The sequence below is a fragment of the Rhizobium sp. NZLR1b genome, assembly GCF_019685155.1.
Lineage (GTDB): Bacteria > Pseudomonadota > Alphaproteobacteria > Rhizobiales > Rhizobiaceae > Rhizobium.
Genome location: NZ_JABDWC010000030.1, coordinates 21,260 through 35,273 on the forward strand (window position 1 = coordinate 21,260; position 14,014 = coordinate 35,273).

9 protein-coding genes are annotated in these 14,014 nt (G+C 59.9%); 7 read left to right on the plus strand and 2 right to left on the minus strand.

The genetic code is table 11. From position 1 onward, the window contains the following. Positions 1-125 precede the first annotated feature (125 nt). The 6 genes from HJB84_RS29380 to HJB84_RS29405 are packed head-to-tail and all read left to right on the plus strand — an operon-like array spanning position 126 to position 5,669. Entirely contained in the window at positions 126-632 is a 507-nt protein-coding gene (locus HJB84_RS29380; RefSeq protein ID WP_207585156.1) for an acyltransferase, read from the plus strand. Further along, on the plus strand, positions 629-1,666 hold the full coding sequence (locus HJB84_RS29385; protein WP_207585157.1) for a Gfo/Idh/MocA family protein: 1,038 nt from the start codon (positions 629-631) through the stop codon (positions 1,664-1,666). Before HJB84_RS29380 ends, HJB84_RS29385 begins: the two co-directional genes overlap by 4 nt. Continuing rightward, complete coding sequence (locus HJB84_RS29390) at positions 1,663-2,766, plus strand: DegT/DnrJ/EryC1/StrS aminotransferase family protein (RefSeq protein WP_221117631.1); 1,104 nt, start codon at positions 1,663-1,665, stop codon at positions 2,764-2,766. The genes HJB84_RS29385 and HJB84_RS29390 overlap by 4 nt, the downstream gene beginning before the upstream one ends. Continuing rightward, positions 2,756-3,475, plus strand: coding sequence for a DapH/DapD/GlmU-related protein (locus tag HJB84_RS29395; protein ID WP_207585159.1), 720 nt, complete (start codon positions 2,756-2,758; stop codon positions 3,473-3,475). Before HJB84_RS29390 ends, HJB84_RS29395 begins: the two co-directional genes overlap by 11 nt. Further along, on the plus strand, positions 3,472-4,443 hold the full coding sequence (locus HJB84_RS29400) for an NAD-dependent epimerase/dehydratase family protein (protein WP_207585160.1): 972 nt from the start codon (positions 3,472-3,474) through the stop codon (positions 4,441-4,443). Before HJB84_RS29395 ends, HJB84_RS29400 begins: the two co-directional genes overlap by 4 nt. Beyond that, entirely contained in the window at positions 4,440-5,669 is a 1,230-nt protein-coding gene (locus HJB84_RS29405; RefSeq protein ID WP_207585161.1) for a DegT/DnrJ/EryC1/StrS aminotransferase family protein, read from the plus strand. The genes HJB84_RS29400 and HJB84_RS29405 overlap by 4 nt, the downstream gene beginning before the upstream one ends. Positions 5,670-5,741: 72 nt before the next feature. Here HJB84_RS29405 and HJB84_RS29410 read toward each other — a convergent pair whose 3' ends face one another. Both HJB84_RS29410 and HJB84_RS29415 read right to left on the minus strand, forming a co-directional pair. Next, positions 5,742-7,250, minus strand: coding sequence for an O-antigen translocase (locus HJB84_RS29410; protein ID WP_207585162.1), 1,509 nt, complete (start codon positions 7,248-7,250; stop codon positions 5,742-5,744). A 192-nt stretch (positions 7,251-7,442) separates the two neighbouring features. Next, the gene (locus HJB84_RS29415; protein ID WP_207585163.1) at positions 7,443-8,753 is read right to left on the minus strand and encodes a polysaccharide biosynthesis/export family protein; all 1,311 of its coding nucleotides are present in this window, start codon (positions 8,751-8,753) and stop codon (positions 7,443-7,445) included. A 578-nt stretch (positions 8,754-9,331) separates the two neighbouring features. Between HJB84_RS29415 and HJB84_RS29420 the strand changes: the two genes are divergently transcribed. Beyond that, on the plus strand, positions 9,332-13,837 hold the full coding sequence (locus tag HJB84_RS29420) for a N,N-dimethylformamidase beta subunit family domain-containing protein (protein WP_221117632.1): 4,506 nt from the start codon (positions 9,332-9,334) through the stop codon (positions 13,835-13,837). Positions 13,838-14,014 lie beyond the last annotated feature (177 nt).

Below are 14,014 nucleotides of genomic sequence, written 5' to 3' on the forward strand. Positions count from 1 at the left end.
AAGAAAACAATTCTTTTTGAAGCGGAAGAAATATTTGCTCTGACGAAACGAAACCTTGGATGCATTCTTGCGATTGCCGGTTTCACCCAAGTCAGGGTTTGTTGAGGAGTAGGGGGCGAGTTGGGATGATTGCATCGAACGTCAACCTGGGTGACGGCTGCGTTATCCACCATCGGGATCTTGTCAATCTCTACGGCTGCACGATCGGCGCGGGAACGCGCATCGGCACCTTCGTTGAAATCCAGAAAAACGTCCTCGTCGGAAAAGACTGCAAGATCTCCAGCCATTCCTTCCTGTGTGAAGGCGTGACGCTGGAGGACGGCGTTTTTATCGGTCACGGGGTCATGTTCACCAATGATACTTACCCGCGCGCCGTCAATTCGGACGGCAGTCTGCAGACGGAGGCTGACTGGGTTGTCATCCCCACTCTGGTCAAGCGCCACGCGTCGATCGGCAGCAACGCCACCATTCTGCCTGGCGTGACCATCGGAGAGGCCGCACAAGTCGGCGCGGGCGCGGTTGTAACGAAGGATGTGCCTGACGGCACCATTGTTGCCGGCGTTCCGGCGAGGATCACCGGTCGCGTTCATGACCGGTCAGTCAACATGCAAGAGTTGGGAGGAATGCGATGATCGGCATTGCTGTTATTGGGTATGGGTATTGGGGTCCGAACCTGGTTCGTAACATCTCGGAAGCGGCCGGCGCGAACCTCCTTTCAGTTTGTGATCTGAACGTCGAACGGTTGGCGGCTGTTAAAAGCCGGTATCCCGCAGTAACGATCACTGACAATTTCGAGGAAGTTCTGCGCGATCCGAGGGTGGATGCAATCGCCATCGCAACGCCGGTCTCGACCCATTTCAAGCTCGCAATGCAGGCTATGATGGCCGGAAAACATGTCTTCGTCGAAAAGCCGATGGCATCGACGACGGAGGAAGCCGCGCGGATGGTCGAGGAAGCCGCGCGCAGACGCCTGGTGCTGGCCGTGGATCATACCTTCGTCCACACCGGCGCCGTCCGCAAGATGCGCGAACTCGTCGAAAGCGGCCTCGGCGACATGTATTATTATGACTCCGTCCGGGTCAATCTGGGGCTCTTCCAGCACGATGTCAGCGTCATCTGGGATCTCGCGGTGCACGACCTGTCCATCCTGGACCATGTCCTGCAGGAAAGGCCGGTGGCTGTTTCTGCGACGGGCATGAGCCATGTACTCGGCGAGCCGGAGAACATCGCCTATCTGACGCTCTTCTTCGAGAGCAAGCTCATCGCGCACATCCACGTCAATTGGCTAGCCCCTGTCAAGGTCCGCCGCACGCTGATCGGCGGCAGCAACAAGATGATCGTTTATGACGATCTGGAGCCCAGTGAAAAGATCAAGGTCTATGACAAGGGCATCACCATGTGCCCGAATTCCGACGCGTATGGCGAGAAGGTGCATCAGATGATGGTCGGTTACCGCAGCGGCGACATGTGGGCGCCCAAGCTCGATATGACCGAAGCGTTGAAACGCGAACTGGATCAGTTCGTCGATTGCATCGAGCACAATTCGCGGCCCATCACTGATGGCCAGGCCGGGCTGCGCGTCGTCCGCATCCTTGAAGCCGCAAGCCGGTCGCTTGCCCAGCGCGGTCGCATCATCGAGCTTGAAGAGGCGAGGCGCATCGCATGATCCCGTTCCTGGACCTCAAAGCACAATATCAATCGATCAAGAGCGAAATTGACGCCGCCGTGCTCGGCGTGCTTGCCTCGGGGCAATACATACTGGGCGAGGAGGTCGCCCGCCTCGAGCAGGAATTCGCGGACTATTGCGATGTCAAACATGCGATAGCCGTCAATACCGGGACGAGTGCCCTGCATCTGTCGCTTCTTGCGGCAGGCGTCGGCCCCGGCGATGAAGTCATCACCGTGCCATTTACCTTCGTCGCGACCGTATCGGCGATCTGCTACGCAGGTGCACGACCAGTATTCGTCGATGTCGAGCCCGTGACGCTCACGATGGATCCAGCTCAGCTCGAGGCAAAGATCACACCCAGAACCAAGGCCATTGTTCCCGTCCATCTCTATGGTCAGATGGCCGATATGGACGCGATCAGGGCGATTGCTGACCACTACCGGATACCGGTGATCGAGGATGCCTGCCAGGCGCACGGAGCGCAATACAAAGGCGCGCGTGCCGGCAGCATCGGCGCATCCGGCTGTTTCAGCTTCTATCCCGGCAAAAATCTCGGGGCCTGCGGCGAGGGGGGTATCGTCGTCACGAACAGCGACGATCAGGCCAAAACGATGCGCATGTTGCGCGACTGGGGTCAGGAACAGCGCTATCACCATCTGCTGAAGGGCTTCAACTACCGCATGGATGCCATTCAGGGTGCGATCCTGCGCATCAAGCTCCGGCATCTCGAAGCCTGGACCGAAGCGCGGCGCGCCCATGGACGCCGCTACTCGTTGCTGCTTGGCGGTTCGGCGAATTTGAGGACGCCTGTCGAAATCACCGACCGGCGCCACGTCTATCACGTCTATGCCATCAGAAGTCGCGATCGCGATGAGCTTCAGCGCGTATTGAGCGCGGAGGGCATTCAGTCCGGGTTGCACTATCCGATTCCCGTTCATCTGCAGAAGGCCCATGCCGACCTTGGTTACCGACCCGGCGATTTCCCAATCTCGGAAGTCGCCGCACGGGAGGTCCTGTCGCTGCCGATCTATCCCGAGATGCCGGCGCGGCACGTCGATCAGGTGGCCGCCGCGCTGGAGTACGCCTATGTCAGCTAGTCGTGCCGACGAGGCCCGGGTCGTGCAGGCGGTCCATGGCCGTCATGAAAGGCCGGCGGACCCTGCCTACCAAGCTGGGTTGGCCGAAGAACTCAGGCAATCTTATGGGCGCCCTGGCCTGATTGAGCTCTACGGTCGTTTCGCGGTCGGTGACGGTGTCATCGATACGCTGATGCGAAAAGCCATCTGGCAAGCCATTGCGCGGAGCTGCGGCACAGGATTGCAGGTTGCAGGCGGTGCCGGTTTCAAACATCCGGAAACTTTCGAAATCGGCGATGGCGTGTTCATTGGCGCCCAGGCCTATATCCAGGGACGCTTTGACGGTACTTGCGTGATCGGCGACAATGTCTGGATCGGGCCGATGGCTTATTTCGACGCTCGCGATCTGGTGATCGAGGATTCTGTCGGGTGGGGACCTGGCGCCAAGGTGCTTGGCTCGACCCACACGGCACTGCCGATGGATGTGCCGATCATTCGCACGGATCTTGAAATCAAGCCGGTACGCATCTGTGCAGAGGCCGATATCGGGACGAATGCGACCATTCTACCCGGTGTGACCATCGGGAAGGGAGCGATCGTTGGAGCGGGGGCAGTTGTCGTTTCAGACGTCGAGCCGTTCTCAGTTGTCGCAGGTGTACCTGCGAAATTCATACGTTGGCGTTCGGATAATGATCCGATGACGAACATGTCGCGTGAGGGAAGATCATGAGAAATCAACGGGTGCTCATTACCGGCGGAGCCGGCCTGATCGGGTCGCATATTGCCGATCTCGTCGCATTGGAAAAACCGCGTGAGATCATCATCCTCGACAACTTCGTGCGCGGACGCCGGGACAATCTCAGCACGGCAATAGCCAGCGGGTCCGTCAACATCATCGAGGGAGATATCCGCGACAGGGCGCTTCTGGCCAAAATCTTCGAAGGCGTCGACATCGTCTTTCATCAGGCCGCAATCCGCATCACGCAATGCGCGGAAGAGCCACGACTGGCTTTCGATGTCCTTGCAGAGGGCACGTTCAACGTTCTCGAATCTGCCGTCAAGGCAGGTGTCTCGAAGGTGGTTGCTGCTTCCTCGGCTTCCGTGCTGGGGCTGGCCGAGAGCTTTCCAACGACCGAAGAGCATCATCCCTACAATAACCGGACGATCTACGGCGCGGCGAAGACATTCAACGAGGGGCTGATGCGCAGCTTTGCGGAGATGTATGGCCTGCGCTATGTCGCGCTCCGCTATTTCAACGTCTACGGCCCGCGCATGGACGTCTACGGCGCCTATACGGAAGTTCTGATCCGTTGGATGGAACGTCTAGTGGCCGGAATGCCGCCCCTCATCTACGGGGACGGTAGCCAGACGATGGACTTCGTCGATGCCCGCGACATCGCCCGCGCAAACATTCTGGCCGCGAAAAGCGATGTCACGGACGAGGTGTTCAACGTCGCCAGCGGCAAGGAAATAAGCCTGCTGGAACTCGCGAAAATGCTAAGCGACATTATGGGTTCCTCACTCGAACCGCAGCACAAGGAAGCCCGCACGGTCAACGGCGTGACCCGTCGTCTCGCCGATATCAGCAAGGCCGAGCGGCTCCTCGGCTTCAAGGCGGAGATCTCTATGGAGCAAGGGCTTCGTGATCTTGTTGCCTGGTGGCAAAAGCAGACCGATGCAGGGGGGCAGGCAGCATGAGTTCATCTCAATCCACAATTCCGGCCACAATTCCGGTCGCCAAACCCGTCCTCGGCGAGGAAGAGGCTGAGGCTGCGCGCCGCGTTATTCTGTCGGGATGGGTGACGCAGGGGCCGGAAGTCGCGGCTTTCGAGCGTGAATTCGCTGCCTTTGTGGGCGCCGTGCATGCCTGCGCCATGTCCAATTGCACGACCGCGTTGCATCTGGCGCTGAAGGCGGTCGGCGTATCCGCCGGCGATGAAGTCGTCACGGTCAGCCATTCTTTCATCGCGACCGCAAACGCGGTTCGATACTGCGATGCAGTGCCTGTTTTCGTCGATATCGAAGAAGATGGTTACAACATCGAAGCCAGTCTGATCGAAAGAGCGATCACACCCCGCACCAAGGCAATTCTCTGCGTGCATCAACTCGGCATGCCTTGCGATCTCCGCGCCATCGTCGAGGTCGGCAAGCGCCATCAGATACCGGTCATCGAGGATGCCGCCTGTGCGACGGGAAGCGAAATCCTGTGGGATGGACGTTGGGAAAAGATCGGCAAAGCGCATGGCGACATTGCCTGCTTCTCGTTCCACCCCCGGAAGGTCGTCACGACGGGAGATGGCGGCATGTTGACCACGGCCAATCCCGAATATGACCGGAAGTTCCGGCTCTGGCGCCAGCATGGCATGAGCGTCACCGATGCCGTTCGTCACGGCTCGAAACAGGTCATCTTCGAAGACTATGACGAGTTGGGTTACAATTACCGGATGACCGATCTTCAGGCTGCCGTCGGACGCGAGCAGTTGCGGCGGCTGCCGGAGTTGGTTGCCCAGCGCAGGCTGCTTGCCGAGCAATATTGCGAACAGCTGTCGACGATTGCCGGGCTATCTTTGCCGGTCGAGCCGCGCTGGGCTCGCAGCAACTGGCAGAGCTTCTGTGTGAGATTGCCCGATACGGCCGACCAGCGGGCCGTCATGCAAACCCTGCTCGATCAGGGTATCTCGACCCGGCGTGGTGTGATGAACATTCATCTGGAGGGAGCCTATTCCGATGAGAGTTCCCACCGCGCTGCCACGAGCCTGACGCGGGGCGTATCTGCGCAGCAGCAAACGATCATCCTGCCGCTTTATGCCCAGATGACGGTGTCTGACGTGGACCGGGTTGTTGAGGCACTTCGCGCAGCCCTTGCGGAAGCGATCATCGGAGCCGCCAGCGTGCAACGTGCCATGGATGTCGCTGTCGCCTGAACCCGCAATTTGCCTGACGCAACAATCGGCATACCGAACAATGCGCGTGTCTCCGGATGCGCGCATTGTTCGTTATGCCGATTTCGTGAGCCATCCGCGGATGGTTGCTGGCACGGACTCCGGCGGAAGCAGGTCGATCAGCATGCGCAGCGAATAGAGCCCGCAGAGAACGACGGCGACGAAGCCAATCACCGTCGCCGGCCATAGCGGCATAATTGAGAACGTCAGGAAAACCACTGCCGATGCGGGCAAGAAAAGCAGCGCGTGTCTGCGATTGGCGGCGGACCAGCGAAAACCGGTCAGCTTCCGCACGATCCCATAGATCAGGATGCTGTGCCAGACATAGAGGCCAAAAAACGCCATGCCGGCTCCTTGCGTACCGAGCAGCGATACGAAGAGCCAGGCAAGCCCCACGTGCACGACTGCCGCCGCAACTTCCGTCCAGAAGAAAATCGCCTGGGTACGCTTCGCCACGACGATGAAACCCATCGGCCAGGAAATAATCCGCAGCATCATTCCAAGGCAGATCCAGCGCAGAAGCTCGACTGCCCCGTGAAATTCCGCCGAATAGAACAGGCTCATCATGAGCGGCGCGAGCGTCAGCGTGCCGAGCAGGCCGGGGCCAGCGAGCAGCATGCTGATTTCGGCCTGTTCATTGACCAGCCGATTGCATTCGGCATTGTTGTCGATCGTTGCGGTCAGGCGCGGATAGAAATCCGTTCCCATGGCCTGCAGGATGAAACCGGCGTAAAGACCGCCGAGGCCCCAAGCTGCTTGATACAATCCCGCCGCCATGACGCCGCCCTCCTTCAGCACGATGATGCGGATGGCATAGGCCGCACCAAAGGTCAGAAGTCCGCTTGCCATGAAGACGAAACCGAGCCGGAGCAGCGCCGACACCTCCCCGCTGAACTGGCGCGTCGACATGGGCGAGGGATTCGGGAAGATCCGCCGGCTGTACCACCAGGTCGGAAGGATGGAGGCAGCTGCAATTACCACGAGCGACGGTGCGATCGCCTGGATCCCGAACAGGTAGATCAGCGGGATACTCACGGCTGTACCGAAGAGCCCGGCAAGCACGTTGATGCGAGCAAGATCCGCAATGCCGCGCATGCCTTGGATCAATGCACTCTGCCCCGCAGATACCAGCCGGAAGAAAACGGCGAGCGACAGCAGCACAATGCCGCCGACGTGCTGGTAATCACCAAAGGTGAACCCTGAGACAGGATATGCCAAAGCGGCCAGAAGAAGCGCGCCAAGCAGCGCCAGCACCACCGATATACGTCTCAGTACGGTCGCCGACTGGGCAATCCTCGCTGCGTCGCCGGTGCCGGCAGCCTCCGCGACCTGACGCACGCCACTGCCGCCAACGCCCAGACCCGCGATAGACTGCGCGATATCGACGATCGAGCTATAAAGGCCCATAAGCCCGATGCCTTCCGGCCCGAGCAGAACGGCCATCGCCTTGTTTCTGATAATGCTGAGTGCGACATTCACGAGCGAAGCGCCGCCCATCAGCATCGTCGACTTGAGGATCTGAGTGTAGGTCTGGCTGGTGGGTGGGGTGATGCGCAAAGTCATCGGAAGCCCCTAGAGCATGATGCCGAAAAGTGTGCGCGGTTTTCGGACGACATCATGCTCTAACCCTTAATTTGAAACAGGATTCAGACTTTAGGCCGATCAGGCCTAAAATCATCCTGTTCGAGCCGTTTATCCCGTGCTGGCGTTCAACGGCCCGCCGCAGGCTCGATTGCAGCACATGCTTTTCGCGTATCACCGGCTTACCTGACTGACATGCGCCTCGGTCTGAACAGGCGGGGCAGCGGCGTCTTCGGACGGCGCATCGGCGATGCGGCCTCGGGTTACCCTGATCACGTCGCCCGGCGCTAGCTCGGTCGTTTCGGAGGCCTGGAATTGATTGACTTGTCCCTTGTCCCGCCGGTTCACGACGAACGTCAGAGGGAGTTCTTCACGGCGGTCATTCACGTTGGCGCCGTTCGAAAATTCTTCGAGAAGCAGTTGTTGCGTGGTGTCGCGCTTCAATTTGAGCTGATCGAGATTGGCTTTTTCCGCCTGCACCTCGGAAGCGACCTCGCTGCGGCGAGTGTCGGAAAGTCCCTCGAGATTGCGCGTCGTCTCGTTGATCGCCTGGCGGCCCCGCATGATGGCAGTCACGAGGTCGAGCCGGTCGGAGCGATAGGTGGTGAGCAATCGTTCCAGATCCATCTGGCGTGAGGTGATCGTAAGCCCCTTCTGGACCAGCGTCTTCACGCTCGTCAGTTGCTCTTCGACCGACTGGATATTGTCATCCGAACCTTTCAGCTTTTCTTCCAGTGTATCGATTTCCGCCGTCAAGAGATTGCGCAATTCGACGAGCGCCACCGACTGCTTGTCCAGCGCGTTTGCACGGGCCTGAAAAATGACCCGCTCCTCCTGGTCGATACTCTCGGCATATTGCCGATCGGCAGCGGGCGGCGGATCGAAGGCGATCTCCTTCGCGTCGGCCATCTCCGCTTGCAGCCGCGCGAGCTTTGCCGAACCGCGCAGCAGCGAATGGTCGATTTCCTGCAAATCGCCGGCAAGCCTGATCGTCTGCGATTGCTGCTGTGCCGCAGCCCGCAACGGGCCGCCGCTCATGGCCAGGGATTGCAGGACGCTGAGGCCGGAGCGAAACTTGTATTCTCCCGGCGCCACCACGTCTCCGACGACGTAAATGGACGGATAGTCGAGGATATCGATGGTCACTGCAGGTGCCTGGGCCAGACCCATCTTCGCCTGAAGGCGCTTGGCAATCTCGTTGGTGAGGCTCGCATTGTCCAGATTTCCAACCGACAGCGCCCCCAGAAAGGGTAGGGAGACCGTACCTGCATCCGAAACCGTATAGTCGCCTCCAATCCCATCCCATCGCTCAAACTGGCCTTTGGACTGGATCCATTGGACGATCGTCAGGCGGATTCTCGTTTGTGGAGCCAAGGGGGCGCTGTCGGCAACAGCGGGCGACACAGCCCCGGCGAGAAAGACGAGTGCGCTGACGACAAACGTCGCGCGAAAGAACACGCTAGGGGCGCGGTGCGATAGATTCATGTATATGTCTCGCCTGCAAAACATTCTTACACGGACGCTGATACGATAACTTGAACTCTGCTCGAACGCCGGAAGCCAATTCCGAAGCTGCTTCGCCAGTGTGCAGTCTGGCGAAGCCTTGAGGAAGGTGGAGGTCGCCTGCTTTGCCACATCAATATTGATGAGGTGGGGAGGGTGCGGAGACTAAATTGGGTAGAAACATATATCGTCGGTGCGCCACACAGACGTCGTCACAGAAAATCAATAGGTTCTGCACGCAGAAATAGGCGCGCTCGCTTCGGTAAAGCGCAACCCCTCCGGCAGCGTCTTTATGCTCCGGATCGCCGATTTTACCGCACGATGCCCCGCCGCTTCGCCACCTCTGCGGCTTCGAGCCTTGCCCAGGAAACGGCGAATCTCTGTCCTCAGGCATCTGATACGTAGCGTGGGCGACGCAACACGGCCGCTTGCCCAAAGGATGCCGCCGGTAGAGCGAAAGGCGTAGGATATACTCTGCTAATTTCGACTATACTTCAGAGCTTCGCCTTTAAGCGATCCTCATAGATTCGACCCTGACAATCTCGCGAGAGGTACCTGCCATGTATCGCAACGCTCGCCGGTGGACTTCGCGCTCACTCCTGCTGGATTCGTTGGTTCCCCGATGGTTGACTGTCGGCGGAAAGGAAAGGCCGCGCAAGCCTGCCGGAAGGCACGGGGACGATGCTCAACTCGCGGCAGAGGTGCAAACGGCGGATGGAAACAAGCAGGCCCCCCTCGTCGGCGATCCCCATAAGGACGCGGCGCTCAACGAGCATGAGGTTGGGCAGAGCGCGGGCGTGAACGGCGACGCTGACGGTCGGGCCGACGACAGCCTCGTAGCGCCGCCCTTGCCTGACGCTTTCGCAATCAATCGCGAAATCGGAGAGCGAAGCGGTGATAGAGCCGCGTCCGTATTGTCAGTTCATATGCCGGATTTTGCCCATTTCGAGGGGAACGCGAACGGAGTTGCATTCGGGGCGGCATCACCCCTTTTACGCACCTACGCTGGGATGAACCTCATAGGCGACGATCCTTTGGCGCTGTATCTGCCGCAAAGCCCTTCACCGACAGCGTCGAGCCACGGTTCTGCCACCGTCGCTAGCGAGCGTGCACACTCGGGCAAAGTCGTCATTCTGGAATCGACGCCAACGGCGCAGACGACCGGGCAGCATGCTGGAGCAAATGCGCTGGCGTTTGGCATGCCCTTTGGTGTGTGCGGGTGCGGCTACTATACGTCCCCCACACGGATTCTCGATTGGGCCCATGGCGGCGCCTTGCTTCAGCAAGATGGTCAGTTGCCGGGAACAAGGCTGACCGAAGGACCGGACTATATGGAGTCGATCAAGAAGGCCATCGGAGCCTCGGTCAGCGACCCGCTTCTCGATCGTAGCCTGTCTCCTCTCTCGGGCTGGCGCGGAACCGCAAATTGGACAGAATCAACGGCCCTGAACGGATCATTGCCAGGCGGCGGAGAGACCGGAAAGGGCACCACCACGAAAGGTGTCGGCATCCTTTCCGGCTCGGTGACGACGCCGCCTCAACCTTCTGCGCAGCGCTCGTTGACGACGCAAAATCTGGCGGCCGCTGCGGCGACGGCCAGCAACGCGATCGTGCTGGAAAACCAGAAGCAGGGTAATCCGGAAAGCGAGTGGGGCATCGACGGTGCCGGCAGCACCAACATCGAGGGGTTTGCGACTGACATCAGCGTCGACAACGGCAAGACCGTCAGCTTCAAGATCAACACCAATTCCACCAACTACCGGATCGATATATACCGGCTCGGCTATTATGGCGGCATGGGCGCGCGCAAGGTTGCGACCATGCAGCACACCGGATTGCAGACCCAGCCCAATCCGTTGCGCAATGCTACGACCGGCACGGTCGATGCCGGCAACTGGGCAGTCTCCGCCTCGTGGGCGGTACCTGATGATGCCGTCTCGGGCGTCTATATCGCCAAGCTCGTGCGCCAGGATGGCACCTCCGGCGAAAATCAGATCCCGTTCATCGTGCGCGACGATGCCAGCCACAGCGACATCGTTTTCCAGACCGCCGACGAGACCTGGCAGGCATACAACGGCTGGGGTGGTGCAAACTTCTACGGCGGCAACGGTCCGGCGACGGGGCAGGGGGCGGGTCGTGCCTATGCGGTCAGCTACAACAGGCCGATTGCGACCCGCGGCGGCGTCGGCACCTATGCCGGTCCGCAGGATTACCTGTTCGGCGCCGAATATGCGGGCATCTCCTGGCTGGAGCAGAACGGCTACGATGTTTCGTACATGTCGGGTGTCGACGCCGACCGTTATGGCAGCCTGTTGCTCAATCACAAGACTTATATCGATGCCGGGCACGACGAATACTGGTCGGGACAGCAGAGGACCAATGTCGAAGCCGCACGCGATGCGGGCGTCAATCTGATGTTCTGGAGCGGTAACGAGGTCTACTGGCGCACGCGTTGGGGCAATGCCTACAGCGCCGACGGAACGCCTTATCGCACCCTGATCTCCTACAAGGAGACATGGGGACCGCCCGGTACCAGCCTCGACCCTTCCGACCAATGGACCGGCACCTTCCGCGACCCACGCCTCAGCCCACCTGCTATCGGCGGCGGCAATCCTGAGAACTCGCTAACGGGTCAATTATTCAAGGTCGACGATGTCGGTAGCAATCTCGGCGCGATCACGGTCGGATATGACGACGCCAATCTGCGCTTCTGGCGCAATACGAGCGTCGCCAATCTCCAGCCTGGCCAGACGGCAACGCTCACCAAAAACTATCTTGGTTACGAATGGGACGAAGCGCCTGATAACGGCTTCGATCCGGCCGGCCTCGTCAAGCTGTCGTCGACGACGCTTCCGGTCAGCTCTTACTTGCTCGACTACGGAAACACGACCGGCAATGCGACCGCGACCCACAATCTGACGCTCTATCGTGCGCCGAGCGGTGCACTGGTGTTCGGGGCCGGCACAGTCTACTGGACATGGGGCCTGAGCGACAATCACGATAACGAGGCGACCGCAACCGATCCCCGCGTGCAGCAGGCAATGGTGAATTTGCTGGCCGACATGGGTATTCAGCCTGGGACGCTGCAATCCGGGCTCGCCGCCGCAACCGGTTCTACGGACCATGTTGCACCGACTTCCGTTATCACGGGGCCGTCAGCGGCGACGGTTGGCTCCACAGTCACGATTACAGGTACCGCCACCGATACGGGCGGCGGTGTCATCGCCAGTGTCGAGGTTTCGACCGACAATGGCGCGAGCTGGCATCCGGCGACAGGCGATGAGAACTGGACTTATACTTGGTCGCCGCAGGTCGCGGGCAGCTACACGATTCGGTCGCGGGCCGTCGACGATAACATCAACCTTGAAACACCCTCGACAGGACGCACGGTCACCGTGACCGGGGCAAGTTTTACCTCTCTCTTTGGCGCGGCGACGCCGGCGGTCGTCAATACCGACGATACGTCAGCCGTCGAGCTCGGTGTCAAATTCCAGACCTCCGTGGCAGGCACCGTCACCGGTATTCGTTTCTACAAGGGCAGCCTGGACACCGGTACGCATACAGGCTCACTGTGGTCGAGCACGGGTACGCGGGTTGCGACCCTCACCTTCACAAACGAGACCGCCAGCGGCTGGCAGACTGCCTATTTTACCAGCCCAGTGAGCCTGACGCCCGGGCAGACCTACACGGCATCCTATCACACCAATACCGGCAATTACTCGACAACCACCGACTACTTCATCGCCAATGTGACGAGCGGACCGCTGACGGCGCCAGCCAGCGGCAACGGCGTATACACCTATGGCAGCGCCAGCCTGTATCCGACGAGCACCTTCCAGTCGACGAACTATTGGGTCGATGTGATGTTCACGACGCCGAGCTCGAACACGACACCGACGGCAGTTGCCGATGTGGGTAATGCGACCGAGAAGGGCGGGGTGGCCAACGGTTCGGGCGGCGTGGTTGCTAGCGGCAACGTGCTGACCAACGACACCGATCCGGATGCCGGTGACACCAAGACCGTCACGGCAGTGATCTTTGGTGCGACATCAGGCACGCTCGGCACGGCACTGAGCGGCACCTATGGCAGTCTCGTGCTCAGTGCATCGGGCGCCTATAGTTATGCCGTCAACGAGAGCAATACCGCCGTCCAGGGGCTGCGCCAGTCGACCAACACGCTGAGCGATGTCTTCAGCTATACGATGCGCGATACCGCCGGCGCGACGGCCACGGCAAGTCTTACCGTCACCATCCATGGCGCCAACGATGCGCCGGTGCTGGCCGTCCAGACCGTCGCCCAGAATGCGACCGTGGGCTCGGCCTTCTCCTTCGTGCTGCCGACGACGACCTTCACCGATGTCGACAGCGGCGAGACGCTGACCTACTCAGCAACGGCTGCCGATGGCACGGCGCTGCCCGCCTGGCTGAGCTTCAATGCCACGACGCGGACTTTTTCCGGCACACCGACGGCATCGGGCACCTATGGCGTCAAGGTGACGGCGACAGATCTTGGCGGCCTTGCCGCCAACGAGAGCTTCAATGTCGCCGTGTCGACGACGGCAACGACCTACAGCCTGTTCTCCGCCTCCAGCACGCCGACCCAGACGAACCTCAACGATGGTCAGCAGCTCGAGCTTGGCGTCAAGTTCCAGTCGAATGTTGCCGGTGACGTTACCGGCATCAAGTTCTACCGCAGCGCCAACGACAACGGCCAGAACGTCGTCGACCTGTGGACCACGACGGGCACCAAGCTCGCCACCGCCACCTTCGCCAGCACCACAGGGAGCGGTTGGCAGACGGTGAACTTCACAACGCCCGTCACCATCGCCGCCAATACCAACTATGTCGCGTCCTACCACACCACCGGAGGCTACGTGGCAACGGATGCCTTCTTCGCCACTGCCGTCACCAACGGTCCGTTGACGGCCCAAACAAGCGCGGTCGCCGGTGGCAACGGTGTCTATGCGTATGGCGGCTCCGCCACCACAGGTCTCTTCCCGACCAACTCATACAATTCGGCGAATTACTATGCCGACGTTGTCTTCCGGCCGCAGCTCGTCGGGTAAAGCAAAGGACAAGTTTACGAACCGGTTTCGAATGAGGGTAGAACAGGATGGTTTAGGCTCGGTTGGCCCAAAATCTGAATCCTGTTCTAATTTAAAGAGTTAGAGCATGATGTCATAAGAAGATCGCTCACACTTTTCGGCATCATGCTCTGATACGACGCAAATGCTGGTCGCGGC